Source organism: Citrobacter europaeus (assembly GCA_020099315.1).
Classification (GTDB): domain Bacteria; phylum Pseudomonadota; class Gammaproteobacteria; order Enterobacterales; family Enterobacteriaceae; genus Citrobacter; species Citrobacter europaeus.
Genome location: CP083650.1, coordinates 2,112,005 through 2,138,815 on the forward strand (window position 1 = coordinate 2,112,005; position 26,811 = coordinate 2,138,815).

Below are 26,811 nucleotides of genomic sequence, written 5' to 3' on the forward strand. Positions count from 1 at the left end.
GTGCTACGCCGCGCCGTTGCTGGCTTGCAAGCGAGCGGTGAATTGCCTATTGTCCAGCTATTGGTTTCAAAATGAGCAGTAAAAAAGCCCGGAAGGCGTCAAAAAAGTTGTCGCAGGGAAGCTGCAGTGGCGGAGGTGTAAGGTGTTAACGCGTGATTTTTTATTGAATGCCGACTGTAAGACGGCATTTGGTGCTATTGAAGAATCACTACTCTGGTCAGCGGAACAACGTGCAGCCTCACTGGCCGCCACGCTCGCTTGCCGACCAGATGATGGACCGGTGTGGATCTTTGGTTATGGATCGTTGATGTGGAACCCGGCCTTAGAGTTTGAAGAGTCTTGTACCGGGACGTTAGTCGGCTGGCACCGTGCTTTCTGTCTGCGCCTGACGGCGGGACGAGGAACGGCGTGTCAGCCAGGACGCATGCTGGCCCTGAAAGAAGGGGGACGCACCACCGGTGTGGCCTACCGCTTGCCGGAGGCATCCCTGGAACAAGAGCTTTCGCTGCTGTGGAAGCGAGAAATGATCACCGGCTGTTATCTGCCGACCTGGTGTCAGTTGGCGCTGGATGATGGCAGGACGGTGAACGCGCTGGTCTTTATTATGGATCCGCGTCACCCGCTGTTTGAGTCAGACACGCGAGCGCAGGTGATCGCGCCGCTGATTGCCGCCGCCAGTGGACCTTTAGGCACTAACGCCCAGTATCTGTTCTCGCTGGAACAAGAGCTGGTTAAGTTAGGGATGCAGGATGATTGTCTTAACGATTTGGTGATCACGGTCAAACGATTGTTGGGAGAGAACCTGCCAGAAGGCGTTATGCGACCAGGGTTCGCCTGACTCCAGTCTGGAACTGTATGCCCGAAAGCCAGACGCTCTTCGGGCATTTAACCCTTAGGCTGCAATATAACTTATCGAATGCTCGAGCGACTGGCTGTGGCTGTCGATCAGCACATTCCAGATGCCGGTATAGGGCACGGTCAACCATGCGTTATCACGATCCTGCACGCTTAAAATATCGGACTGCGTGTCTTTGACGTGATTTTTCTCGCTCATCAGATGGATATGACAGCGCTCAGAACAGCGCACCACCACCGTATCGCCACCAAATAACTTTAAACTCGCCTTCACTAATGCCATTTTTCACCCCGTTCTTGAAAACAACGTACTTTCTGTCGAAAGTGCTGCGTGATGTTGTTCACATTTCACTCATGGCATAACACCAAAGGGTGAGCCACAGGATGCTGATTTTGATCAAAAAATGGCATAACGATTAAACAAAAGTGACAAAATCCCTCAAAAGGGTTGAAAGGGCGTGCTAACGTTCAACGAAACCGCGCCCATCTACGATTAAATCCGGAAATTATCGACACTTTCAGTGTGCTTGCCTGAAAGCGGTGTATCAGAAGGTTAGCACTTTATCTGCAGCCAACGTCCATTGAGCCAGTTCTACCAGCGTACCGACGGCGACTCCGTCGATTAACGGCAGCTCCGTTATGCCTCGGCCATCGGTGCAGGTTTTGCACAGTTTTACCGGCACATTTTGCGCCGTCAGAATCTCCAGCATTTGCTGAATATTGTATCCTTCCGCTGGTTTCTGTCCTCGTAATCCCGCGGTTACCGCGTCCGACATTAAAAACAGGCGCAGGTCGAGATCCGATTCTTGTTCGCGCAGGGCGATAGCCAGTCGCAGGCTGTTAAATAAGGATTCACTTCCATAGGCCGCACCGTTCGCGACGATCACTATCTTTTGCATTATTACTCCTGTTGTCAGGGGGGCATGGATATTGCTTGTCCTCAGGGATAACCCGTTATCGGTGAGGGCAGAGATGATGACAAATGCACAAAATTCCGGCGCGACGCAATGGTTTCGCCATGCCCGCCAGCTTGAGAACACCCAGCTTCGCCAACTGGCGCAGTCCGGTAAGCTGGTGATACGCATCAGCCATCTGGTGCATATGCTACAGTGCGAACGCGGTGCATCCAATATCTGGTTGTGTTCTCAAGGTACGCTTTATGATCGGGAGGTCCGTGCCAGTCGGGCGCTGGTGGATGAGGAGTGTCGGCAACTGCATATCCTTTTCCAGCACATTATGCCGGTGGTGGGCAGTGCGTTGTGTCACCGCATTGCTGGCACCGTCTGGTGTCTCGATCAGCTAACGACGCTGCGTGAGTCTGTCAGCGGACAGATTGTCGATGCGCAGCAGGCGATGGAGCAATATAGCCGGATGTTACGCCATCTGCTGGGTATTGTACCGCAGCTTAACGACAGCATCGATTATCCCCATGTCGCAGGTGGACTGGTGGCGCTGTACAGTTTTATGCAGGGTAAAGAACTGGTGGGGCAAGAGCGGGCATTAGGGGCCATTGGCTTTACCCAGGGCGAGTTTAATCCTCCGATGCGCCAGGAGCTGGTGGACAGAATCGACGGGCAGCAGCCGTGCTTTGATACCTTTATTTCCCTGGCTTCACCTGTGCTGGTGCAGCATTTTCGCCAGCAATGCGAGGCATCGGGCGAGATCGAACAACTGCGACGCCAGGCCTGTACGAGACAACCCCAACTCGATAACGGCGAAAGTGCGCTACGCTGGTTCACGCTGCAAACGCAGCGCCTTGAACAATTACGCCATCTCGAAGAGATGCTGATTACCGAATGGCTGAACGCCGTGGCGGGTCGGCTGGCGGAAGAAACTTACGCGTTGCCGCTCGACAACTGGCTTGATGACCGTGCTGAGGAACCCCTCTCGCTACGCCGGGATAAACAATTATTGTGGGTTGTTCGCCAGCAGGCCCGCCAGCTGGAACAAATGAGCGCCCAACTGGCCTCATTGCAGGATGCCTTAGAGGAGCGCAAGGTGATTGATAAAGCAAAAAGCATCCTGATGAATCATCAGCAGGTCAGCGAAGAACAGGCGTGGCAGCTATTGCGAAAAATGGCGATGGATAAGAACCAACGGATGGTGGATATCGCCCGGGCACTGCTTACCGTCAAATCCCTGATGCAGGGATAGCGGCTGCACAACGGACGGGCAGCGCCTGCCATATTTGGGTGCACCGCGACGTCTGCTACGCGTCGAACCCGCTAAAACTGCCAGTGTAATTCTGGCATCTGAATTGCATTCACTCATACAGACAATTTAGCAGCAGGCCAACGGCGGTCTGACTGTTTTGAGGATAAAGGCGTCCTGCAATGCTTCGGCATTGTTGGACGCCTTTTTTTATGGGGAGCATGTATGGGTGACAGAGCAGTTTCGTTAACGCGGCGGCGGTTTTTGCAGGCAAGTGCCGTGATGGGGGCCAGTTCCCTGATTCCAGGACTGATGTCCTCGGTCTGGGCGGCAGGCTCTGATGCGCCGGAGATCACTACCGTTCGGGTCGGTTTTATTCCGCTAACCGACTGCGCGCCGCTGGTTATCGCCGCGTTGAAAGGTTTTGATAATAAATACGGCATTACGCTGGTGCCGACCAAAGAGGCAAGCTGGGCCGCAGTGCGTGACAAACTGGTCTCTGGAGAGCTGGATGCTGCGCATGTTCTGTACGGCCTGTTGTATGGACTGGAACTGGGGATTGCCAGTAAAGCGCAGCCAATGGCCAATCTGATGACGCTCAATCAGAACGGGCAGGCGATCACGCTCTCCGCAACGCTGCTGGAGCAGGGGATTACCGATGCGTCTGCGCTGAAGAAACTGATCGTCTCGCAGGCGCCTGGAACCTATACCTTCGCGCATACCTTTCCCACCGGCACACATGCCATGTGGCTCTATTACTGGCTGGCCAGCGCTGACATCAATCCTTTCACCGATGTTCGCACCGTCGTGGTACCGCCTCCGCAAATGGTGATGAACATGCGCATTGGCAATATGAGCGGATTCTGCGTCGGCGAGCCGTGGAATGCGCGGGCGATCAACGACCGCATCGGTTTTACCGCGGCGACGTCTCAGGAAATCTGGCCCGACCATCCGGAAAAAGTACTCGGTACGCGCCGGGAGTGGGTAGAAAAATATCCACATACTGCCCGGGCGCTGGTTAGCGCGCTGCTTGAAGCGTCGCGCTGGATAGATGCCAGTGACGCCAACAAACGCGAAACAGCACAAATTCTGGCGCGCCGGGCCTGGCTCAATACCAAAGAAAGCTATCTGACGGGAAGAATGCTGGGTGAGTACGTCAACGGGGCAGGTCGTCGCTGGCAGGATCCGCATGCCATACGCTTTTTTTGCGACGGCGAGGTGAGTTTTCCATGGCATTCAGATGGCATGTGGTTTCTGACCCAGTTCCGCCGTTGGGGATTGTTAAAGCAACAACCGGATTATGCAGCCATTGCCGCGCGCATCAACCGGACCGATATCTGGCGCGATGCGGCAGCTGCGGTTGGTGGGATAACACCGCCTGCGCAACTGTTACGTACCAGTACGCTGATGGACGGTTCCGTATGGGATGGCCGCAATCCAGAAGCCTATGCCAACAGTTTTACCCTCCACCGTACAGGAGCCTGAGATGAAACAAAATACGCAGCTTAAATCCCCTGAACCGGCAGTTGGTGAAGTCATAACGCTATCAACGATGAAGGTCAGAAAGCGCAAAATGCCGTGGTCGTTATGGTTAAACGCATGGCTCAGGCGAGCCATACCCGCTCTGCTGGGGATTGCCTTGCTGGTGGTGTGTTGGCAACTGGCCGCTATCAACAGCAAAGGATTTCCTACGCCGCTGAGCACTCTGGATTCAGCCCTGACGCTGTTTGCCGATCCGTTCTATAACGGCGGGCCGAATGATATGGGGATCGGCTGGAACGTGCTGGCGTCGTTGCAACGGGTTGCTGTCGGTTTCGGATTAGCGGCGCTGGTGGGGATCCCGCTGGGATTTCTGATTGGGCGTTATACCTTCTTCTCGCACATGTTTTCGCCGCTGATTGCGCTGTTGCGCCCGGTCAGCCCGCTGGCCTGGCTGCCGATTGGACTGCTGTTGTTTCAAAAAGCGGAACCCGCATCGAGCTGGACCATCTTTATCTGTTCTATATGGCCGATGGTGATCAACACCGCCGAAGGGGTGCGGAGAATTCCTGACGATTATCTCAACGTTGCTCGCGTACTGCAGCTCTCAGAGTGGACGGTGATGCGACGGATACTTTTCCCCGCCGTGCTGCCGGCGATCCTCACTGGCATACGCCTGTCTATCGGCATCGCCTGGTTGGTGATTGTGGCAGCCGAAATGCTCACCGGCGGGTTGGGGATTGGTTTTTGGATCTGGAATGAGTGGAACAACCTTAACGTCGAAAACATTCTCATCGCTATCGTCATCATCGGCGTTGTAGGCCTGCTGCTTGAGCAGGGGCTAATGCTGGTGGCACGTCGGTTTAGCTGGCAGGAAAAATAAGGAGACAACATGAAACCCATTATTCAGATCCAGGCGGTCAGCCAGCGTTTCTCGACCGCCAGCGGTGAGTTCCTCGCGCTCCACAATGTCTCTTTTGATATCCATGAAGGGGAGACCGTCAGTTTGATTGGACACTCCGGTTGCGGCAAGTCGACGCTTTTGAATCTGATTGCCGGCATTACGCTGCCTACGGAAGGAGGCCTGATTTGTGATAATCGCGAAATTGCCGGGCCTGGGCCTGAGCGGGCGGTCGTTTTCCAGAATCATTCGCTGCTGCCGTGGCTGACCTGCTTCGACAATGTAGCCCTGGCCGTCGATCAGGTTTTCCGCCACACCATGAGCAAAGCCGAACGACGCGAGTGGATCGAGCACAACCTGCATCGCGTCCAGATGGGCCACGCGATGCATAAACACCCCGGTGAAGTCTCTGGTGGGATGAAGCAGCGCGTGGGTATTGCCCGGGCGCTGGCGATGAAACCCAAAGTCCTGCTCATGGATGAACCGTTTGGCGCACTGGATGCGCTCACCAGGGCGCATCTGCAGGATACGGTGATGCACATTCAACAGTCGCTGAACACCACCATTGTGCTGATCACTCACGACGTTGATGAAGCCGTGCTGCTTTCCGACCGGGTTCTGATGATGACCAACGGGCCGGCGGCGACGGTAGGCGAGATCCTGACGGTTGATTTGCCGCGCCCACGCAATCGGGTCCAGCTCGCCGATGACAGCCGATACCATCAGCTACGACAACGCATTCTCCATTTTCTGTATGAGAAACAGCCGAAGGCGGCGTAAGGAGGGTGATATGACGCGACTGGTCATTGTAGGTCATGGCATGGCGGCTACTCGCCTGATTGAGGCGCTTATTACGTACAGGGATTGCAACATTGCCATCACCGTTATCGGTGAAGAGCCGCAGCTTGCTTACAACCGGATCCAACTTTCACCGGTACTGGGGGGAGAAAAGGCCTTTGCGCAAACCTTACTTCACCCGGCGCAGTGGTATCTCGACCACGGCGTGACGGTGCTAAGCGGTGAAACCGTGCTGACTGTTGATGCCGCCAGCCACAGCCTGACCACGACAAAACGGCTTATGTTCTGGGATGAGCTGGTATTTGCCACCGGATCGTATCCGTTTATTCCGCCTATTCCCGGCGGTAAACAGCCGCATGTTCATGCTTTTCGCTCGATGCAGGATGTTGAGGCGATTCTCCAGCGGTCTGGGCCAAAGGTGGTGCTGGGCGGTGGCGTTCTTGGCGTAGAGGCGGCGGCAGCATTACGCCTTAATGGTGACAACGTCACGTTAATTCATCGCACGGGTAGGCTGATGGAACAACAGCTTGATCAACTGGCCAGCGACCTGTTGCAGGCTCAACTGACGAGTCGTGGCATTCGCTGTGAACTTGGTTCAGGCATCACCAGTATCGAAGCCGACAGCGTCACGTTGCTGGATGGCCAGCGGATTGCGGCGAATGGCGTGGTGATTGCCACGGGGGTAAAACCCAATATCCGCCTGGCGCAGGCGTGCGGCGTAGTTTGTCAGCAGGGGATCGTGGTGGATGATCAACTTCGCACCTCAACGCCCAACATTAGCGCTGTCGGAGAATGCTGCGAGATTAACGGCCAGACGTGGGGGCTGGTCGCGCCGTGTCTGAAGCAGGCAGAGGTGTTGGCTGCGCGACTGGCGGGTTTTACCTGTGCCGGATTTGGCTGGCAGTCGAGCGGAACGCGTCTCAAGGTGACGGGCATTGATCTGTTTAGTGCAGGTGTAACAGACGCGACGGCGACGGATGCCATCCTGAGTACATACGATCCGCTTAGCGGGCACTACCGCCGCTTGCTGACGCGTGACGGAAAACTCCATGGCGTGCTGCTGATGGGCGATTGCCGCAGCGCCGCGCCGTTAACCGATTTGCTGGCCCAGGGGGCGACAGCACAATCAGACTGGCTCTTCGACCGCTTTGATACGCAGCCATCGGCTGCAGGACAGATGACGATGACAAAACCGACGCTGGCTGTTGTGGGACACGGTATGGTTGGCCACCATTTTCTCGAGCAATGCGTAAGCCGTAATCTGCATTTGCATTATCACATCGTGGTGTTTGGCGAGGAACGTTATGCCGCCTATGACCGGGTGCATCTGTCTGAGTATTTCGCCGGGCGCAGCGCGCAATCACTTTCGCTTGTCGCAGATGATTTCTTTGCCCGCAATGGCATCGAGCTACGTTTGGGGCAATGCGTGACCGGGATCGATCGTGAAACGCGCGTCATCCGTAACGCCGACGGACATGAAACCCACTGGGATGCGCTGGTGCTTGCCACCGGATCGTATCCGTTTGTCCCTCCCGTGAAAGGTGGGGATTCTCCATCCTGCTTTGTTTATCGTACGTTGGACGATCTGGATGCCATTGCAGCGAAAGCGAAAAGTGCGCGCCGCGGGGTGGTTATCGGCGGAGGCCTGCTTGGTCTGGAGGCGGCGAACGCGCTGCGTCAGCTTGGGCTGGAAACGCATGTCGTTGAATTTGCGGCTAATCTGATGGCGGTACAACTGGATAACGCCGGTGCCGCGATGCTGCGAGAAAAGATAGAAGCGCTGGGCGTTGGCGTCCACACCGCGAAATCGACCACGGAAATTGAAAGCACTTCTGACGGGCTGGTACTGCACTTTGCCGATGGCGAAAAGCTGGAAACTGAAATGGTGGTCTTTTCTGCGGGGATTCGTCCGCAGGATGCGCTGGCGCGTCGTAGCGGATTAAATATTGGCGAACGCGGTGGGATTTGTATCGATAACCACTGTCGCACGTCAGATGACGCCATTTTTGCAATCGGCGAATGTGCGCTGTGGGAAGGGCGAGTCTTTGGCCTTGTCGCGCCGGGGTATCAAATGGCGCGGGTGGTCGCCGCACAGCTGGCCGGAGACGATGTCAGCTTTAGCGGCGCGGATATGAGTACCAAACTCAAGCTGCTGGGCGTCGATGTCGCTTCTTTTGGCGATGCGCATGCCCGTACGCCGGGCGCGAAAAGTTACCAATGGACGCATGGTCCCGAGCAGATCTACAAAAAAATCGTCGTCAGCGCGGAGGGCAAAACGCTGTTGGGTGGGGTGTTGGTTGGCGATGCTGGCGATTACGCCACGCTACTGCAAATGATGCTCAATGGGATGCCGCTTCCCGGTCAGCCGGAATCGCTGATCCTGCCCTCGCTGGCGGGCGGTGCGTCGAAAGCGCTTGGGGTTGCGGCATTGCCCGATACTGCGCAAATCTGCTCTTGTCATAACGTCAGTAAGGCCGATATATGTCAGGCGGTGAGCGCGGGCGCGACGGACATGGGCGCCATCAAGCAGTGCACGAAAGCTGCGACTGGATGTGGCGGATGCAGCGCGCTGGTTAAACAGGTGATGGAGCACCAACTTGCGGCCCAGGGCGTTGAGGTTAAAAAGGATATCTGTGAACACTTTCCCTGGTCGCGCCAGGAGATTTATCACCTGGTACGGGTGAACCATATTCATACTTTCGAACAGTTGATTAGCCGTTACGGTCATGGTCACGGCTGCGAAATCTGCAAACCTCTGGTGGGGTCAGTGCTGGCGTCCTGCTGGAATGAGTATCTGCTTAAACCTGCGCACTTACCGTTGCAGGACACTAACGATCGCTATTTTGCCAATATTCAAAAAGACGGTTCCTATTCCGTGGTTCCACGTATGCCTGCGGGAGAGGTCACACCAGACGGCCTGATCGCTATAGGCCAGATTGCGAAACGTTTCCAGCTGTACAGCAAAATTACCGGCGGGCAGCGGGTGGATCTTTTTGGTGCGCGTCTGGAGCAGTTACCAGATATCTGGCGCGAGCTGGTGGCGGCGGGGTTTGAAACAGGGCATGCGTACGGGAAGTCGTTGCGTACAGTGAAGTCCTGCGTGGGCTCAACCTGGTGTCGCTACGGTGTACAGGACTCAACGGCAATGGCGGTGATACTTGAAAATCGCTACAAAGGGCTGCGCGCGCCACACAAAATTAAAATGGCGGTTTCCGGTTGTACCCGGGAATGCGCCGAGGCGCAGGGCAAAGATGTCGGCGTCATTGCGACGGATAAAGGCTGGAATCTCTATCTGTGCGGCAACGGAGGAATGAAACCGCGCCATGCCTGTCTGTTTGCCAGTGATTTGGATGATGTCGCGCTGATGAGTACCATCGACCGTTTCCTGATGTTCTACATTCGCACCGCCGATCGTCTGCAACGTACCAGCACCTGGATGGATAACCTGGAAGGCGGTATTGAATATTTACGTGAGGTGATCCTTGACGACAGTTTAGGTATTGCCAGCGAACTGGAACAAGAGATGGCGCGGGTTGTGGAAAGTTATCAGTGTGAATGGCAAACCACGCTCAGCAGCCCGCAGCGCCTGGCGCTGTTTCGTTCTTACATCAATAGTGATGAGCCGGATGAGACGATTGCACGCGCGCCTTTGCGCGGGCAGCCGCAGTTGGCGGCATCTGCATCCAGAGTTCGGGAGTTATTACCGACAAAACCCTGGCAGGAAATATGCGCCCTTGATGCGATCCCTGAGCAGGCGGGTATTGGTGCTCGCCTGGGAGACGTACAAATCGCGTTATTTCGCTTTGGGCAGACGATTTATGCCCTTGATAACCTTGAACCCGGTAGTTCTGCTCAGGTGTTATCACGCGGTATTCTGGGGGACGTGCAGGGTGAGCCGATTGTTATCTCGCCGCTGTATAAACAACGTATTCGTCTGCGCGATGGCCGCCAGTATGACAGCGGAGAACAGGCGGTACGCGCCTGGCCGGTGAAAGTGGAGGCTGGAAAAGTGTGGGTGGGAACTCAGGCGCTGATCCTGCGGGCGGAGGCATCATGAGTGAGACTCGTACAACGTGCCCGTACTGTGGCGTTGGCTGCGGCGTAATTGCGCAGGTGGACAACAATGGTGTCACCGTCAGAGGCGACCCCGAACATCCGGCAAACTTTGGCCGCTTGTGCGTCAAAGGCGCGGCGCTGGCTGAAACCACAGGACTCAGCGGCAGGTTGTTGCAGCCAATGGTGGATGGCGCAACGGCAAGCTGGTCGCAGGCGCTGGATACCGCCGGTGAACGCCTGCGCGCTATCATTGCTCAGCATGGTCCGCATGCCGTGGCCTTTTATGCCTCCGGGCAACTGCTGACGGAGGATTACTATGCGGCGAATAAGCTGATGAAAGGTTTCATTGGCGCGGCCAACATTGATACCAATTCGCGGCTTTGTATGTCGTCTGCGGTGACCGGGTACAAGCGGGCGTTGGGGGCGGATGTGGTGCCCTGCAGCTATGAGGATATCGAATGCAGCGATTTGGTGGTGTTGGTGGGATCGAATGCGGCATGGACGCATCCGGTGCTGTATCAGCGTCTGGTACAGGCGCGTAGTGCCAATCCGTCGATGAAGGTTGTGGTTATCGATCCTCGTCGCACCGCCACCTGTGATATCGCCGATCTGCATCTTTCCCTGCTGCCCGGTAGCGATGCCGGACTGTTTGTAGGCTTACTGAACCGGATTGTGGCTGAGGGTGATGCGCGGAGTGAATTTGATGACGCTGCAGAAACGTTTGCTATCGCCCGCGACTGGAATCTGGAGCGTGTCGCGCAATTTTGCGAGCTGGATGTTGCTGATGTTGTCACCTTCTATGACTGGTTTACGCGCGCGTCAACAGCCATCACGCTTTACACCATGGGCATTAACCAGTCCGCCAGCGGTAGCGACAAATGCAATGCGATTATCAATGTACATCTGGCCAGCGGTAAATTTGGACGGGAGGGGTGCGGCCCATTTTCGCTGACCGGACAACCCAATGCGATGGGCGGACGGGAGGTTGGTGGGCTGGCGACCCAACTGGCGGCGCATATGAATTTTGAACCTCAGGATCTTGCCCGCCTGGCCCGTTTCTGGGGCACCGAAAGGCTGGCGCAGACGCCAGGGTTGATGGCGGTAGATCTGTTTGAGGCGATCGGTAAAGGCGATGTCAAAGCGGTATGGATCATGGGGACTAACCCGGCGGTGTCACTACCGGACAGCCATGCAGTGTGCCAGGCGCTGGCCGCCTGTCCACTGGTGATTGTCTCCGAAGTTGTGGCTGACACGGATACCAGCCGCTATGCGCATATCCGGTTTCCGGCGCAGGCCTGGGGGGAGAAAAACGGTACGGTGACCAACTCAGAACGTCGGATCTCGCGCCAGCGTGCATTTTTACCTGCGCCGGGTGAGACGCGGCCAGACTGGTGGATTGTCGCGCAAATGGCGAAACAGTTGGGATTTGCCCAGGCGTTTGGCTGGCAAAGCGCCTGGGAGGTATTTTGTGAACATGCGGCGCTTTCTGGTTATGAAAACAGAGGTGAACGTGCATTTGATATTGGCGCGTTAGCTGAGCTGACGCACCAACAGTGGGATGAGATGACGCCGGTTCGCTGGCCGGTGAGCACAGGCTCATCAACGCTTAATCTTTGGCAGGGGTGGCGTGGTAACCAACGTTTACGCCTGGTCGCTGTTGCGCCGCAGGGGATGAAAACCACCTGCGATGCCCTATATCCATTGGTGTTAAACAGTGGTCGCATTCGCGATCAGTGGCACACCATGACGCGCACGGGGACAATTTCACGCCTGATGCAGCATATCAATGAGCCGCTTGTAGAAGTTGCACCTGAAGATGCTGGTCGCTTCAAACTTAATGAAGGTGCACTATGCCGGGTGAATTCCCCGCGCGGCGTGATGGTCGGTAGAGTAACCATCCACCCTGGACAGAGGCCGGGGTGCGTCTTCACCTCAATGCATTGGAATAACCGTTTTGCCCGTCAGGGGCGAGTAAATGCATTGGTTTCCCCGGTTTGCGATCCTGACTCTGGACAGCCGGAAAGCAAACAGACTGCGGTGCGCATTATGGCGTGGCAGCCCCGGTGGCAGGCAGAGCTGTTTTGCCGCTCTACGCTGACGTTGCCGGGATTCGTCCACTGGTGGCGTAAAAGTGCTGACAATGCGTTGCGCTATACCCTTGCGGGTGACAGCGATATTTTCGTCTGGCTACAACAATATTGTGTGGCGCAGGGCTGGCAACTTCAACTGGCGCAATGGGAACGGGGGCTGAATCTGCTGGCCTGGCATGATGGCAACCTGATGCTCGGGTTCTGGTCAGCAGCAACGCCGCCGCAGATTGATGATGAGGCGATCCTCTGCGCATTCATGCAAAAGCCGGAAAATGCTCAGGCTCGTCATGCGCTGTTGGGCGGGAAATCCGGAGGAATTCCGGCTGATAAGGGAGTGACTATTTGCAGTTGTTTTAACGTAGGAGAAAAAGCCATTACCCAGGCTATCGCTAACGGTTGTGATACGGTTCAGGCACTGGGACAGGCATTACGTTGTGGAAGCAATTGCGGCTCATGTATTCCGGAACTGAAGGCATTACTGGCACAAAAAATCACACTCAATGATTAAGGATATTCCTGAAAATTTGAGAAAAGGCTGCAAAGGGGAGCGCGGGCAGGTAGGATTTAAGCTGTGATCCCCAAATTCAATGATATTAAAGCCAGTAACGATTTGAGCCGTATTTTAAGTTGTAGATTTTCTCTTCTCCTACTCTTGCCTTTGGCAGGCGGTACTGCCAGCGCGCAGTCGTCTTTTATTCACCAGGCTGAAAACCCTTTCGACAACAATAGCGATGGCTTGCCCGATCTCGGTATGGCGCCTGAATCGCGGGCAGGTGAAAAGCACTTTGCCGAAATGGTTAAAGCGTTTGGTGAAGCCAGCATGATCGATAACGGGCTTGATACCGGTGAACAGGCGAAGCAGTACGCCTTTGGCCAGGTGCGTGACACGGTCAGCGAACAGGTGAATCAGCAGTTGGAATCCTGGCTCTCTGTACGGGGAAACGCCAGCGTCGGGTTGCAGGTTGATAATGAAGGCAGTTTTACCGGAAGTCGGGGAAGTTGGTTTATTCCGTGGCAGGACAATCAGCGATTTCTGACCTGGAGCCAGTTGGGTTTGACGCAACAGGATGAAGGCTTAGTCAGTAATGCGGGGATTGGGCAGCGTTGGGTGCGTGACGGTTGGTTAGTGGGTTATAACACCTTTTATGATAACCTGCTGGATGAAAATCTGCCCCGGGGCGGCCTCGGCGCAGAGGCGTGGGGTGAATATTTGCGCTTATCCGCAAACTATTATCAACCGTTGTCCTCCTGGCAGGAGCGTTCAATAACCCAGCAACAAAGGATGGCCCGCGGCTACGATCTGACCGCGCAAATGCGTATGCCGTTTTATCAACACCTCAATACCAGCGTCAGCGTGGAACAGTATTTTGGCGACCAGGTGGATCTGTTTCATTCGGGAACCGGATATCACAATCCGGTGGCGGTGAACCTCGGACTGAGCTATACGCCGGTGCCGCTGATCACAGTGACAGCACAACACAAACAGGGTGAAAGCGGCATCAGCCAGAATAACCTCGGCTTCACGCTTAATTACCGTTTTGGCGTGCCGCTAAAAAAACAGCTGATGGTCAGCGAGGTGGCAAACAGCCGTTCGCTGCGCGGCAGTCGCTATGATGCTCCGCAGCGTAACAATTTGCCGACGCTGGAATATCGCCAGCGTAAAACGCTGTCGGTATTGTTGGCCACGCCGCCCTGGGATCTCAAACCGGGAGAGACGGTGGCGCTGACGCTGCAGGTCCGTAGTCTGCATGGGATCCGCCATCTGGCGTGGCAGGGCGATACTCAGGCGTTGAGCTTAACGGCTGGCAGCAATAGCCGAAGCGCGCAGGGCTGGACGATTATTATGCCGAAGTGGGACAACAGAGAAGGTGCGATGAACCGCTGGCGGTTGTCTGTGGTGGTAGAAGATGAGCAGGGCCAGCGTGTCTCTTCCAATGAGATCACGCTATCACTGACCGAACCGTTTTTTACGGTTTCGGAAAATGATCCTCGTTAACAATGACGCATGAATGCGTTATCAGAAAATGCGTTCCTGGTGCACCCATACCGCGGCTTCAACGCGTGATTTGAGCTTCATTTTCTTCAGCATATGCTTCACGTGAACTTTTACCGTGCTTTCGGTGATGTCCAGTCGGCGGGCGATCATCTTGTTAGGCAAACCCTGGGCGATGAGCTTAAGAATATCGCGTTCGCGCGGGGTCAGTTGGGTGACATCACGGTCGGACGTTGCGCGATTTGCGCGCAGGCTGGCGGCCAGAACCGGGGTCAGGGCTTCGCTCAGCACCATTTCACCAGCGGCAGCCTGCTGCAATGCTTTCAGTAAATCTTCCGGCTCCATATCTTTCAGTAGATAACCGTCGGCGCCACGCTTCAGTGCGGTAACCACGTCTTCTTCATGATTGGATACGCTAAACACAACGATACGACCCGACAGGGATTTCTCACGCAGTTTGTCGAGCGTTTCCAGACCGTTCATGCCAGGCATGTTCAAATCAAGAAGGATCAGATCGGGATCAAGGGATTCTGCCAGCTCGATACCCTGCTCACCATTGCTGGCTTCGCCGACAACGGTGATATCGGGCGCCATGCTGACAAGCTGTTTCACACCGGTTCGCAGCATCGGATGATCGTCGATCAACAGGATGGTTGCCGGTTCCAGATTACTCATGGGTATCTCCTTGGACTTCTGTGAAGTTTGTTTCGGGAATAAAAGTGACAGCAACTTCAGTACCGCCTGTCTCGCGACGGCGTACACGGCAATCGCCGCGTAAGCTTTGCGCACGGTCGCGCATGATTATCATGCCATAATGGTTACTGCGTTCGGCGTTTTCCGGTACGCCGCAGCCGTTATCTTGCACTGTCAGTTTGACCTGCTTGCCATTTTGCACCACCGTCACGACCACTTCGTCGGCCTGAGAGTGTTTGAGGGCGTTGCTCAGGGCTTCGCGCGCAATTTGTAGCAGGTGTATAGCCTGATGTGAAGGTACCAGGCGCGGCGGCAGCTGATAATCCAGCTTCACCGTAAATCCAAAACGGGCGCTGTATTCCTGACAGCTGGCTTCCAGCGCCGGTCGCAATCCCGGTTCCGTCAGTTGTAAACGGAAAGTGGTTAACAGCTCACGCAATTGCGCCCACGAAGCATTCAGCTCGTTACGAATCTGACTGAGCAGCTCGCGGCAGTTGTCAGAAAGCGCATCGCCCTGCATCTGCAAACAGCTAACCTGCATCTTCATACAGGAGAGCGATTGTGCAATAGAATCATGAAGTTCGCGCGCAATGGTGGCACGCTCTTCCATCACGATCAACTGCTGTTGACGCTCCTGATGCCTGTCGAGCGCAAGCGTGGCGGTCAGTTGCTCCACCAGGGTATCAACCAGTTGCTGCTGATCGTGGCTGAGATGGCGTCCCTTCGGCAAAGTAGCGAGCAGGATACCATACTGGGTATGCGCATCGGTCAGTCGCCATTTCAACGTGATACCGCCGTCAATGGCGGGCAGCGTGCCGCGCGGACACAAATGGCAGCCTTTCTCATCACAGCTGGCATTGGACTGGCAGGTAAATTCCTGATGATTGTCTTCATCTTCCAGGTCATAAACCCGAAGTTCAATATCATGCAGCAGGGTCAAATTTTGCAGGCCGTTCAGTACCGGCGAGAGGCGTTCGCACAACGGTACCTGAGAGTGCAGGCGGCGGTTGGCTTGCCACAGGAAAGAGAGGATCTGGTTTTTGTGCTCCAGGCCCGCTGTTTTCTCCTGTACCCGCTGTTCCAGCACCGCGTAACTTTCGGCCAGTTCCTTCGACATATTATTTAGCGCCGAGCCCAGCGCCGCCATCTCATTGCGCCCGCTGATATTCGCGCGTTGGGTAAAATCACGCTGGCTGACTGCTCGCGCCATCGCCAGCAGCTGTTTCCACGGCTCTAACAGGCGCACGCGCAGCCAGATAATGGTGAAAACCAGCAGTAATGCCATAAATACGGCCATCAGGCGATGCAGCAGGACGACGCGTTCAATGCGTAATTCGGTAGTATGGTCAAAGGCAGTGACCAGCTTATCCAGCCCGTCCACAAAGCGCGTCACATCTTGCGCTACCGCATCAGGCGTTTGCGCATGCGCAAGCCCCGGCGCCAGTTCGGTATGCCAGTAATCCTGTAATGCTTTTAACTGCGCCTGTTGTCCGTCACGCTGCGCAGCGCGCGTCAATTCCGGGCTAAACGCCGTTTGCTCCATTTCATCCAGCAGCGATTGATCGCTCGCGTCAAGCGGTACGGCTGCCAGCAGGCGATAGCTCTGCATACGCAGCGAACCCGCTTTGTTGATCGCATGAGCGCTACCTTGAACACCCTGAACCAGCCAGCCAGAGACAGCCATACCCGCCACGCCGATGGCAGTAGACAATAAAACAATCAGCGCCACCTGGTTGACCAGCGTGAGCGGGGAGAGACAACGTTTAAACATGGTGACTAGTTCCTTCGGGTTTTCGCTGTTCAGAAAACCTTATTGAATGACGATTCTGCTGCAGGCAGTGGCGTTATTCTCGGCGATACACTGGAGTATACCCATACCTCAAACGGGCTACCTCTTAATTGCCAGTAGAGGGAGAGTTCCAGGACGAGGGGGAGTAGGGGACGACAGAAGCGTGAAAAACCACATCTTTTTTACCGAAGTTATGTACTCATTAAGGGTAATGATAAATTTTAGGCATGAATAATGACATCTTTTCCTTTGATTTATATCAACTTACCTCCAGCTGTAAACCCTAATGTTGCAGGCATCGAAACAAGTATCAGAGGTGTCTATGAGTCACTCATCTGCCCCGGAAAGGGCATCTGGAGCTGTAATTACCGAATGGCGGCCGGAAGATCCCGCCTTCTGGCAGCAGCGTGGTCAACGAATCGCCAGTCGTAACCTGTGGATTTCCGTCCCTTGCTTGCTGCTGGCGTTTTGCGTGTGGATGTTATTTAGCGCCGTGGCGGTGAACTTACCGAAAGTAGGATTTGATTTCACCACTGAACAGCTGTTCATGCTGACGGCATTACCTTCGGTGTCCGGCGCGCTGCTGCGTGTTCCGTACTCCTTTATGGTTCCCCTGTTTGGTGGACGTCGCTGGACGGCGTTTAGCACCGGTATCCTGATCATTCCTTGCGTATGGTTAGGTTTTGCGGTGCAGGATACCTCCACGCCGTTTAGTACCTTTATTATTATCTCCCTGTTGTGCGGCTTCGCTGGTGCGAACTTTGCGTCCAGCATGGCAAACATCAGCTTCTTCTTTCCAAAACAGAAACAGGGTGGTGCGCTGGGTCTGAACGGTGGTCTGGGCAACATGGGCGTCAGCGTGATGCAGTTGGTTGCGCCGCTGGTGGTTTCACTGTCAATCTTTGCCGCATTTGGTAGCCACGGGGTTGAACAACCGGATGGTACGCAGCTGTATCTGGCAAACGCCGCATGGATTTGGGTACCGTTCCTTGCGGTGTTAACGCTGGCTGCATGGTTTGGTATGAATGAACTGGCAACCTCAAAAGCGTCGCTGAAAGAGCAATTGCCGGTGCTGAAACGTGGGCATCTGTGGATTATGAGCCTGCTGTATCTGGCAACCTTCGGTTCATTCATCGGTTTCTCTGCCGGTTTTGCCATGTTGTCAAAAACGCAGTTCCCTGAGGTGCAGATCCTGCATTACGCCTTCTTTGGACCGTTGATTGGCGCGCTGGCTCGTTCAGCGGGCGGGGCTATCTCTGACCGTCTGGGGGGAACCCGCGTTACGCTGGTGAACTTCGTACTGATGGCTATTTTCAGTGCCTTGCTGTTCCTGACGTTGCCATCTAACGGTGTCGGCGGCAACTTTATCGCCTTCTTTGCGGTGTTCCTGGCGTTGTTCCTGACGGCTGGTCTGGGAAGTGGTTCAACCTTCCAGATGATCTCCGTTATCTTCCGTAAGCTGACGATGGACAGAGTGAAAGCTGAAGGGGGTTCTGAAGAGAAAGCAATGCGTGAGGCGGCAACCGACACTGCGGCGGCGCTGGGCTTTATCTCAGCTATTGGTGCGATCGGCGGCTTCTTTATCCCGAAAGCATTTGGTACGTCCCTGGCATTAACCGGATCTCCGGTCGATGCGATGAAAGTATTTCTGATTTTCTATGTCGCTTGTGTGGTTATCACCTGGGCGGTATACGGACGTCATTCTAAAAAGTAAAAAAGTAGTAGCAGTTGATTATCCATTGCGCGGCGTTAGACCGCGCTTTTTTTTGCTCTAAATTAGTTACAACATACTTATATATGAGCCCATGACGTAAGTCTGCGAAAACGGTGCGGGTGATATGCCTGGCAGGGGGGATACCCCTTAATACCCACTTATAAAGAATTTAACATTTGTATGATAAGTGATTTTAATAAAATCATTTAAATTCAATATGTTGACTGATTTATTAATATCCCACTAAGGGGGTATGTGAAAATCGACCCTCTGTTTTCATCCCTGCCTGCCTTGATCGTTATCAATTCTCACGCCCTTTCAGAGCGTTACCTTCGCACTCAATCAAGCAATGTCGATTTATCAGAGAGCCGTCAGGCTCCTACAGGAGAAAACCGATGAGTAAATTCCTGGACCGGTTTCGCTACTTCAAGCAGAAGGGCGAAACCTTTGCCGATGGGCATGGCCAGCTTCTCAATACCAACAGGGACTGGGAGGACGGATACCGCCAGCGTTGGCAGCATGACAAAGTCGTACGTTCAACCCACGGGGTAAACTGCACAGGCTCATGCAGCTGGAAAATCTATGTGAAAAATGGTCTGGTGACCTGGGAAACCCAGCAAACTGACTACCCACGCACGCGTCCAGATATGCCTAACCACGAGCCTCGCGGCTGTCCACGTGGTGCAAGCTATTCCTGGTATCTCTACAGCGCTAACCGTCTGAAATACCCACTGATGCGCAAACGTCTGATGAAGATGTGGCGTGAAGCCAAAAAGCTGCACAGCGATCCGGTAGATGCATGGGCATCCATTATCGAAGACGCCGATAAAGCAAAAAGCTTCAAACAAGCGCGTGGTCGTGGTGGGTTTGTTCGCTCTTCATGGCAGGAAGTGAATGAACTGATTGCCGCATCTAACGTATACACCATCAAAACCTATGGTCCTGACCGTGTCGCAGGCTTCTCACCGATCCCGGCGATGTCGATGGTTTCTTATGCTTCCGGCGCACGCTATATGTCGCTGATTGGCGGTACCTGCCTGAGCTTTTATGACTGGTACTGTGACCTGCCGCCGGCTTCCCCACAGACCTGGGGCGAGCAGACTGACGTACCGGAATCTGCTGACTGGTATAACTCCAGCTACATTCTTGCATGGGGCTCTAACGTCCCGCAGACCCGTACTCCGGATGCACACTTCTTTACCGAAGTTCGGTACAAAGGGACCAAAACGGTAGCAATTACCCCGGACTACGCAGAAATCGCCAAACTCTGCGACCTGTGGCTGGCACCGAAGCAGGGAACCGATGCGGCAATGGCAATGGCGATGGGCCACGTCATGCTGCGCGAGTTCCACCTCGATAACCCGAGCCAGTACTTCACCGACTACGTTCGTCGTTATACCGACATGCCAATGCTGGTGATGCTCGAAGAGCGCGACGGCTACTATGCTGCTGGTCGTATGCTGCGTGCAGCGGATCTGGTTGACTCCCTGGGCCAGGAAAATAATCCGGAATGGAAAACCGTCGCTATCAACAGCAACGGCGATATGGTTGCGCCAAACGGTTCAATTGGTTTCCGTTGGGGTGAAAAAGGCAAATGGAACCTCGAGCAGCGCGACGGCACGTCTGGTGATGAAACCGAACTGCAGCTCAGCCTGCTGGGTAGCCAGGATGATATCGCCGAAGTGGGCTTCCCGTACTTTGGCGGCGAAGGCACCGAGCACTTCAGCAAAGTAGAACTGGAAAACATTCTGCTGCATAAATTGCCGGTTAAACGCCTGCAACTCGCCGATGGCTCTACCGCGCTGGTGACCACCGTTTACGATCTGACTATGGCCAACTACGGTCTGGAACGCGGTCTGAACGATGAAAACTGCGCAACCAGCTACGATGACGTGAAAGCGTACACACCGGCCTGGGCAGAAAAAATCACTGGCGTATCACGCTCTCAGATCGTACGCATCGCCCGCGAATTTGCGGATAACGCCGATAAAACGCACGGTCGTTCGATGATTATCGTCGGTGCGGGTCTGAACCACTGGTATCACCTCGATATGAACTATCGTGGCCTGATCAATATGCTGGTGTTCTGCGGCTGTATCGGCCAGAGCGGCGGCGGTTGGGCCCACTATGTCGGCCAGGAAAAACTGCGCCCGCAAACCGGCTGGCAGCCGCTGGCGTTTGCGCTTGACTGGCAGCGTCCGCCTCGTCATATGAACAGCACCTCCTACTTCTATAACCACTCCAGCCAATGGCGCTATGAGACGGTTACTGCGCAGGAACTGCTGTCCCCGATGGCAGACAAATCCCGCTACAGCGGTCATTTGATTGACTTTAACGTTCGCGCTGAACGTATGGGCTGGTTGCCATCTGCGCCGCAGTTAGGGACTAACCCGCTGCGTATCGCCGAAGAAGCGCAGAAAGCAGGCATGACGCCGGTGGACTACACCGTTAAATCCCTGAAAGATGGTTCCATTCGCTTTGCGGCAGAGCAGCCGGAAAACGGTAAAAACCATCCGCGTAATCTGTTTATCTGGCGTTCTAACCTACTCGGTTCTTCCGGTAAAGGCCACGAGTACATGCTGAAGTATCTGCTGGGTACTGAACATGGTATTCAGGGCAAAGATCTCGGCCAGCAGAGCGGCGTGAAGCCGGAAGAAGTGGAATGGCAGGATAACGGACTGGACGGCAAACTGGATCTGGTCGTTACGCTGGACTTCCGCCTGTCGAGTACTTGTCTGTATTCCGATATCGTGCTGCCGACCGCAACCTGGTATGAAAAAGACGATATGAATACCTCGGATATGCATCCGTTTATTCATCCTCTGTCTGCAGCCGTTGACCCGGCCTGGGAATCGAAGAGCGACTGGGAAATCTATAAAGCTATCGCCAAAAAGTTCTCTGAAGTTTGCGTGGGCCACCTCGGTAAAGAAACCGATGTCGTCACGCTGCCAATTCAGCACGACTCCGCTGCCGAACTGGCGCAGCCGTTAGACGTGAAGGACTGGAAAAAAGGTGAATGTGACCTGATTCCTGGTGTTACCGCGCCGCATATCATGACCGTTGAACGTGATTATCCGGCTACCTACGAGCGTTTCACCTCCATCGGCCCGCTGATGGAAAAAATCGGTAATGGCGGTAAAGGGATTGCCTGGAACACCCAGAGCGAAATGGATCTGCTGCGTAAGCTCAACTACACCAAGGCTGAAGGTCCGGCGAAAGGCCAGCCGATGCTGGATACAGCGATTGATGCCGCAGAGATGATCCTCACCCTGGCGCCGGAAACCAACGGTCAGGTGGCCGTTAAAGCCTGGGCGGCGCTGAGTGAATTTACCGGCCGTGACCATACACATCTGGCGCTGAATAAAGAAGACGAAAAAATTCGTTTCCGCGATATTCAGGCGCAGCCGCGCAAAATTATCTCCAGCCCGACCTGGTCAGGCCTGGAAGATGAACATGTGTCTTATAACGCCGGTTATACCAACGTTCATGAGCTGATCCCATGGCGTACGCTGTCTGGTCGCCAACAGTTGTATCAGGATCATCAGTGGATGCGTGACTTCGGTGAAAGCTTGCTGGTTTATCGTCCGCCAATCGACACCCGTTCCGTGAAAGCGGTAATCGGCGAGAAATCTAACGGTAACCCGGAAAAAGCGCTCAACTTCCTGACGCCGCACCAGAAATGGGGTATCCACTCCACCTACAGCGATAACCTGTTGATGCTGACGCTGTCACGCGGCGGCCCGATTGTATGGATGAGCGAAGTCGATGCGAAGGATCTGGGTATTGAGGATAACGACTGGATCGAAGTCTTCAACAGCAACGGCGCACTGACGGCGCGTGCAGTTGTCAGCCAGCGTGTGCCGGCTGGGATGACCATGATGTACCACGCGCAGGAACGTATCGTTAACCTGCCGGGTTCAGAAATCACCCAGCAGCGCGGTGGGATCCACAACTCGGTGACCCGTATTACGCCGAAACCGACCCATATGATCGGCGGCTATGCGCAACTGGCCTACGGCTTTAACTACTACGGTACCGTCGGTTCAAACCGCGATGAGTTCGTAGTTGTACGTAAGATGAAGAACATTAACTGGTTGGATGGCGAAGGCAATGACCAGGTACAGGAGAGCGTAAAATGAAAATTCGTTCACAAGTCGGCATGGTGCTGAATCTCGATAAGTGCATCGGCTGCCACACCTGTTCAGTGACCTGTAAAAACGTCTGGACCAGCCGTGAAGGTATGGAGTACGCCTGGTTCAACAACGTCGAAAGTAAGCCCGGCGTTGGCTTTCCGAATGACTGGGAAAACCAGGAAAAATGGAAGGGCGGTTGGATCCGTAAAATTAATGGCAAACTGCAGCCGCGCATGGGTAACAAAGCGCTGCTGCTGGGTAAAATCTTTGCTAACCCGCATCTGCCGGGTATGGATGATTACTACGAGCCGTTTGATTTTGACTACCAGACGTTGCACAACGCCCCGGCAGACAGTAAGGCGCAGCCGATTGCCCGTCCACGCTCGCTGATCACCGGTCAGCGGATGGACAAAATCACCAGCGGTCCAAACTGGGAAGAAATTCTGGGCGGCGAGTTCGAAAAACGCGCCAAAGACCAGAACTTCGAAAACATGCAGAAGGCGATGTACGGTCAGTTTGAAAACACCTTCATGATGTACCTGCCGCGTCTGTGTGAGCACTGCCTTAACCCGGCGTGCGTGGCGACCTGCCCAAGCGGCGCTATCTACAAGCGTGAAGAAGATGGCATCGTGCTGATCGACCAGGATAAGTGCCGCGGCTGGCGTATGTGTATCACCGGCTGCCCGTACAAGAAGATCTACTTCAACTGGAAGAGTGGGAAGTCTGAGAAGTGCATCTTCTGCTACCCGCGTATCGAAGCCGGTCAACCGACCGTGTGCTCCGAAACCTGCGTCGGTCGTATCCGTTACCTCGGCGTACTGCTGTATGACGCGGATGCGATCGAGAGTGCGGCAAGCACCGAGCACGAGAAAGATCTGTACCAGCGTCAACTGGACGTGTTCCTCGATCCGAACGATCCGGCTGTTATTGAACAGGCGCTGAAGGATGGCATTCCGCTGAGCGTCATTGATGCCGCACAGCAGTCTCCGGTTTACAAAATGGCGATGGACTGGAAGCTGGCGCTACCGCTGCATCCGGAATATCGCACGCTGCCGATGGTATGGTACGTGCCGCCATTGTCACCGATTCAGTCTGCCGCCGATGCGGGTGAGCTTGGCAGCAACGGTATTCTGCCGGACGTTGACAGTCTGCGTATCCCGGTTCAGTACCTGGCGAATCTTCTGACCGCAGGCGACACTCAGCCGGTACTGTTAGCGCTGAAACGTATGCTGGCGATGCGTCACTACAAACGCGCGGAAACCGTTGACGGTAAAGTTGATACTCGTGCGCTGGAAGAGGTGGGTTTAAGCGAAGCGCAGGCACAGGAAATGTATCGTTACCTGGCGATTGCCAACTACGAAGATCGTTTCGTGGTACCGAGCAGCCATCGCGAACTGGCGCGTGACGCGTTCCCGGAGAAAAGCGGTTGTGGCTTTACCTTCGGCGACGGTTGCCATGGTTCTGATACTAAATTCAATCTGTTCAACAGCCGCCGCATTGACGCTGTTGATGTGACCAGCAAAACGGAGCCGCACCAATGATTGAACTCGTCATTGTTTCGCGTCTGCTCGAGTACCCGGATGCTGCCCTGTGGCAGCATCAGCAGGAACTTTTCGATGCACTCGCGTCATCTGAGAACCTGGATAAAGAGGATGCCCAGACCCTGGGCGTTTTCCTTCGCGATCTGACCGCGCAGGACATGCTGGATGTACAGGCCGCCTACAGCGAACTGTTTGACCGTGGCCGCGCCACATCGCTGCTGCTGTTTGAACATGTTCACGGTGAGTCCCGCGACCGCGGTCAGGCGATGGTTGATCTGATGGCGCAGTATGAGCAGCACGGTTTGCAGCTCGACAGCCGCGAACTTCCCGATCATCTGCCGCTGTATCTGGAATACCTTGCGCAGTTGCCAAAAAGTGAAGCGTTAGGTGGTTTGCAGGATATCGCGCCGATTCTGGCTTTGCTCAGCGCTCGTTTGCAACAGCGTGAAAGCCGTTATGCGGTGCTGTTCGATCTGCTGTTAAAACTGGCGAATACCGTTATCGACAGCGACAAAGTGGCTGAAAAAATTGCGGATGAAGCACGTGATGATACCCCACAAGCGCTGGATGCGGTCTGGGAAGAAGAGCAGGTAAAATTCTTCGCCGATCAGGGGTGTGGCGAGTCGGAAATCTCCGCTCACCAGCGTCGTTTTGCCGGGGCCGTTGCGCCGCAGTATCTGAATATCACCACCGGAGGACAGCAATAATGCACTTCCTGAATACGTTCTTCTTTGACATCTATCCGTACATTGCGGGTTCTGTCTTTCTGATCGGCAGTTGGCTGCGTTATGACTATGGGCAATATACCTGGCGTGCGGCCTCCAGCCAGATGCTGGATCGCAAAGGGATGAACCTGGCGTCAAACCTGTTCCATATCGGGATCCTGGGGATTTTTGCCGGGCACTTCCTTGGCATGCTGACGCCACACTGGATGTATGAAGCGTGGTTGCCGCTTGAAGTGAAACAAAAGATGGCAATGTTCGCGGGCGGTGCCAGTGGTTTGATGTGTCTGATTGGTGGCGTACTGCTGCTAAAACGTCGTCTGTTCAGCCCACGCGTGCGGGCGACCACCACCGGAGCGGATATTTTGATCCTCTCGCTGCTGGTGATTCAGTGTGCGCTGGGCCTGCTGACCATTCCGTTCTCCGCCCAGCATATGGACGGTAGCGAGATGATGAAGCTGGTGAACTGGGCGCAGACAGTGGTGACTTTCCACGGCGGAGCGTCTCAATATCTGGATGGTGTTGCGTTCATTTTCCGTATGCACCTGGTGCTGGGTATGACGCTGTTCCTGTTGTTCCCGTTCTCGCGTCTGGTACACATCTGGAGCGTTCCGGTCGAATATCTGACACGCAAATACCAGATTGTTCGCGCGCGTCACTAATCGGTTATCTGTTCAAGACAAAACCCTGCTCCGGCGGGGTTTTTTTATGCCTGTTTGCCGGATGGCGACGTTAACACCTTATCCGGCCTACACAGGTGTCAGTGAGCTTTGTAGGTCTGATAAGCCCAGCGCATCAGGCAAATTAGGGCATTGCAGATGAATGAGGTGTGTTGCTTTATGAAGTGATGGTGGTGGGGGAAGGATTACTCAGCGCTGCGCGCTTCGCCCTTCGGGTCGTTGCCTTTGGCAACGCTTTCTCGCTACGCTCGAATCGAACCTTAGCCGAAGTTTCTCATCCTTCCCGCATGGGCAGAATATAGGGCATTGCAGATGAATGAGGTGTGTTGCTTTATGAAGTTATGGTGGTGGGGGAAGGATTACTCAGCGCTGCGCGCTTCGCCCTTCGGGTCGTTGCCTTTGGCAACGCTTTCTCGCTACGCTCGAATCGAACCTTAGTCGAAGTTTCTCATCCTTCCCGCATGGGCAGAATATAGGGCATTGCAGATGAATTGGGTGTGTTGCTTTATGAAGTTATGGTGGTGGGGGAAGGATTCGAACCTTCGAAGTCGATGACGGCAGATTTACAGTCTGCTCCCTTTGGCCGCTCGGGAACCCCACCAGGGGTATACTAATTTGTGAATCTAACGTAATGAATGGTGGTGGGGGAAGGATTATTCGTCGCTTCGCTCCTCACCCTTCGGGCCGTTGCCGTTGGCAACGTTCTCTCGCTTTCGCTCGAGTCGAACCTTAATCGAAGGCTCTCACCCTTCCCAGTAAGTGCAAACTTCAGCATAGCTTATTGGGGTTACTACATCGCTGTAGTGAATAATGGTGGTGGGGGAAGGATTCGAACCTTCGAAGTCGATGACGGCAGATTTACAGTCTGCTCCCTTTGGCCGCTCGGGAACCCCACCACAGGGTAAATTCATTATGCTGCTTGCATTCTATAGTGATAAGGATTATTCGGAGCTAAAGCTCCTCACCCTTCGGGCCGTTGCCTGCGGCAACGTTCTCTCACTATCGCTCGAGTCGAACCTTGAAGTCGTTGACGGCAGATTTGCAGTCAGCTCCCTTATGATCGCTCGGGAACCCCACTAGGGGTAATGCTAGTTACTGGCCTGCTTCCGTTGGAAGCGGGGCGCATCATATCAAATGATGCGCCCCTGTAAAGTATTCCGTTGATAAAAAAGAACTGGTTGCCTGATTTTTACGCGTAAAGATGTAAAGGTAACCA

Annotated in this window: 17 protein-coding genes, 2 tRNA genes and 4 other RNA genes; 13 read left to right on the top strand and 10 right to left on the bottom strand. The window is 54.6% G+C overall.

Annotated elements, in window-relative coordinates; all coding sequences use genetic code 11:
• Positions 1-142 precede the first annotated feature (142 nt).
• On the top strand, positions 143-838 hold the full coding sequence (locus tag LA337_10000; GenBank protein ID UBI17992.1) for a gamma-glutamylcyclotransferase: 696 nt from the start codon (positions 143-145) through the stop codon (positions 836-838).
• A gap of 54 nt (positions 839-892) precedes the next feature.
• Here the strand turns inward: LA337_10000 and LA337_10005 are convergent, their stop codons facing one another.
• The gene (locus tag LA337_10005) at positions 893-1,138 is read right to left on the bottom strand and encodes a DUF1883 domain-containing protein (protein UBI17993.1); all 246 of its coding nucleotides are present in this window, start codon (positions 1,136-1,138) and stop codon (positions 893-895) included.
• 262 nt (positions 1,139-1,400) lie between these two features.
• A complete protein-coding gene (locus tag LA337_10010) occupies positions 1,401-1,754 on the bottom strand; it encodes a DsrE/DsrF/TusD sulfur relay family protein (GenBank protein UBI17994.1) in 354 nt (117 codons plus the stop codon).
• A gap of 73 nt (positions 1,755-1,827) precedes the next feature.
• On the opposite strand from LA337_10010, the gene LA337_10015 reads away from it, so the two are divergent.
• The 7 genes from LA337_10015 to LA337_10045 all read left to right on the top strand — a co-directional run bounded on the left by LA337_10015 (position 1,828) and on the right by LA337_10045 (position 14,326).
• Entirely contained in the window at positions 1,828-3,009 is a 1,182-nt protein-coding gene (locus tag LA337_10015; protein ID UBI17995.1) for a nitrate- and nitrite sensing domain-containing protein, read from the top strand.
• Between the two features lie 222 nt (positions 3,010-3,231).
• Positions 3,232-4,491 carry an ABC transporter substrate-binding protein gene (locus LA337_10020; protein ID UBI17996.1) on the top strand — a complete coding sequence of 420 codons (1,260 nt, stop codon included), beginning with the start codon at positions 3,232-3,234 and terminating at the stop codon, positions 4,489-4,491.
• 1 nt (position 4,492) lies between these two features.
• Positions 4,493-5,368, top strand: a complete 876-nt coding sequence (gene ntrB, locus LA337_10025) for a nitrate ABC transporter permease (protein UBI17997.1) — start codon at positions 4,493-4,495, stop codon at positions 5,366-5,368.
• 9 nt (positions 5,369-5,377) lie between these two features.
• On the top strand, positions 5,378-6,166 hold the full coding sequence (locus LA337_10030; GenBank protein ID UBI17998.1) for an ABC transporter ATP-binding protein: 789 nt from the start codon (positions 5,378-5,380) through the stop codon (positions 6,164-6,166).
• Positions 6,167-6,176: 10 nt separating this feature from the next.
• Positions 6,177-10,241: a nitrite reductase large subunit NirB gene (gene nirB, locus LA337_10035; protein UBI17999.1), complete on the top strand. Its 4,065-nt coding sequence runs from the start codon at positions 6,177-6,179 to the stop codon at positions 10,239-10,241.
• Positions 10,238-12,838, top strand: a complete 2,601-nt coding sequence (locus LA337_10040) for a nitrate reductase (GenBank protein ID UBI18000.1) — start codon at positions 10,238-10,240, stop codon at positions 12,836-12,838. The genes nirB and LA337_10040 overlap by 4 nt, the downstream gene beginning before the upstream one ends.
• 102 nt (positions 12,839-12,940) lie before the next feature.
• Entirely contained in the window at positions 12,941-14,326 is a 1,386-nt protein-coding gene (locus LA337_10045; protein ID UBI18436.1) for a YchO/YchP family invasin, read from the top strand.
• A gap of 21 nt (positions 14,327-14,347) precedes the next feature.
• Here the strand turns inward: LA337_10045 and narL are convergent, their stop codons facing one another.
• On the bottom strand, positions 14,348-14,998 hold the full coding sequence (gene narL / locus LA337_10050) for a two-component system response regulator NarL (protein ID UBI18001.1): 651 nt from the start codon (positions 14,996-14,998) through the stop codon (positions 14,348-14,350).
• The gene (gene narX / locus LA337_10055) at positions 14,991-16,787 is read right to left on the bottom strand and encodes a nitrate/nitrite two-component system sensor histidine kinase NarX (protein ID UBI18002.1); all 1,797 of its coding nucleotides are present in this window, start codon (positions 16,785-16,787) and stop codon (positions 14,991-14,993) included. The genes narL and narX overlap by 8 nt, the downstream gene beginning before the upstream one ends.
• A 340-nt stretch (positions 16,788-17,127) precedes the next feature.
• Between narX and LA337_10060 the strand changes: the two genes are divergently transcribed.
• From LA337_10060 to narI, 5 genes are all read left to right on the top strand, one after another.
• On the top strand, positions 17,128-18,519 hold the full coding sequence (locus LA337_10060; protein UBI18003.1) for a NarK family nitrate/nitrite MFS transporter: 1,392 nt from the start codon (positions 17,128-17,130) through the stop codon (positions 18,517-18,519).
• Positions 18,520-18,914: 395 nt separating this feature from the next.
• Positions 18,915-22,658 carry a nitrate reductase subunit alpha gene (locus tag LA337_10065; GenBank protein UBI18004.1) on the top strand — a complete coding sequence of 1,248 codons (3,744 nt, stop codon included), beginning with the start codon at positions 18,915-18,917 and terminating at the stop codon, positions 22,656-22,658.
• The gene (gene narH, locus LA337_10070) at positions 22,655-24,193 is read left to right on the top strand and encodes a nitrate reductase subunit beta (protein UBI18005.1); all 1,539 of its coding nucleotides are present in this window, start codon (positions 22,655-22,657) and stop codon (positions 24,191-24,193) included. The genes LA337_10065 and narH overlap by 4 nt, the downstream gene beginning before the upstream one ends.
• Positions 24,190-24,900, top strand: coding sequence for a nitrate reductase molybdenum cofactor assembly chaperone (gene narJ / locus LA337_10075; GenBank protein UBI18006.1), 711 nt, complete (start codon positions 24,190-24,192; stop codon positions 24,898-24,900). Before narH ends, narJ begins: the two co-directional genes overlap by 4 nt.
• Positions 24,900-25,577, top strand: a complete 678-nt coding sequence (gene narI, locus LA337_10080; GenBank protein ID UBI18007.1) for a respiratory nitrate reductase subunit gamma — start codon at positions 24,900-24,902, stop codon at positions 25,575-25,577. Before narJ ends, narI begins: the two co-directional genes overlap by 1 nt.
• Positions 25,578-25,763: 186 nt before the next feature.
• Here the strand turns inward: narI and LA337_10085 are convergent.
• The 6 genes from LA337_10085 to LA337_10110 all read right to left on the bottom strand — a co-directional run bounded on the left by LA337_10085 (position 25,764) and on the right by LA337_10110 (position 26,662).
• Positions 25,764-25,894, bottom strand: a non-coding RNA gene (locus LA337_10085) — RtT sRNA.
• Positions 25,895-25,937: 43 nt separating this feature from the next.
• Positions 25,938-26,068, bottom strand: a non-coding RNA gene (locus LA337_10090) — RtT sRNA.
• 43 nt (positions 26,069-26,111) lie between these two features.
• A tRNA-Tyr gene (locus tag LA337_10095) sits at positions 26,112-26,196 on the bottom strand.
• A 35-nt stretch (positions 26,197-26,231) separates the two neighbouring features.
• A non-coding RNA gene (locus tag LA337_10100) (RtT sRNA) lies at positions 26,232-26,363 on the bottom strand.
• A 43-nt stretch (positions 26,364-26,406) separates the two neighbouring features.
• A tRNA-Tyr gene (locus tag LA337_10105) sits at positions 26,407-26,491 on the bottom strand.
• Positions 26,492-26,524: 33 nt separating this feature from the next.
• A non-coding RNA gene (locus LA337_10110) (RtT sRNA) lies at positions 26,525-26,662 on the bottom strand.
• Positions 26,663-26,811: the final 149 nt, after the last annotated feature.

Excerpts from the sequence above, each read along its gene's own strand:
- LA337_10005 (UBI17993.1), bottom strand. The coding sequence starts at position 1,138 with ATGGCATTAGTGAAGGCGAGTTTAAAGTTATTTGGTGGCGATACGGTG.
- LA337_10010 (UBI17994.1), bottom strand. The coding sequence starts at position 1,754 with ATGCAAAAGATAGTGATCGTCGCGAACGGTGCGGCCTATGGAAGTGAA.
- LA337_10015 (UBI17995.1), top strand. The coding sequence starts at position 1,828 with ATGATGACAAATGCACAAAATTCCGGCGCGACGCAATGGTTTCGCCAT.
- LA337_10020 (UBI17996.1), top strand. The coding sequence starts at position 3,232 with ATGGGTGACAGAGCAGTTTCGTTAACGCGGCGGCGGTTTTTGCAGGCA.
- ntrB (UBI17997.1), top strand. The coding sequence starts at position 4,493 with ATGAAACAAAATACGCAGCTTAAATCCCCTGAACCGGCAGTTGGTGAA.
- LA337_10030 (UBI17998.1), top strand. The coding sequence starts at position 5,378 with ATGAAACCCATTATTCAGATCCAGGCGGTCAGCCAGCGTTTCTCGACC.
- nirB (UBI17999.1), top strand. The coding sequence starts at position 6,177 with ATGACGCGACTGGTCATTGTAGGTCATGGCATGGCGGCTACTCGCCTG.
- LA337_10040 (UBI18000.1), top strand. The coding sequence starts at position 10,238 with ATGAGTGAGACTCGTACAACGTGCCCGTACTGTGGCGTTGGCTGCGGC.
- narL (UBI18001.1), bottom strand. The coding sequence starts at position 14,998 with ATGAGTAATCTGGAACCGGCAACCATCCTGTTGATCGACGATCATCCG.
- narX (UBI18002.1), bottom strand. The coding sequence starts at position 16,787 with ATGTTTAAACGTTGTCTCTCCCCGCTCACGCTGGTCAACCAGGTGGCG.
- LA337_10060 (UBI18003.1), top strand. The coding sequence starts at position 17,128 with ATGAGTCACTCATCTGCCCCGGAAAGGGCATCTGGAGCTGTAATTACC.
- LA337_10065 (UBI18004.1), top strand. The coding sequence starts at position 18,915 with ATGAGTAAATTCCTGGACCGGTTTCGCTACTTCAAGCAGAAGGGCGAA.
- narH (UBI18005.1), top strand. The coding sequence starts at position 22,655 with ATGAAAATTCGTTCACAAGTCGGCATGGTGCTGAATCTCGATAAGTGC.
- narJ (UBI18006.1), top strand. The coding sequence starts at position 24,190 with ATGATTGAACTCGTCATTGTTTCGCGTCTGCTCGAGTACCCGGATGCT.
- narI (UBI18007.1), top strand. The coding sequence starts at position 24,900 with ATGCACTTCCTGAATACGTTCTTCTTTGACATCTATCCGTACATTGCG.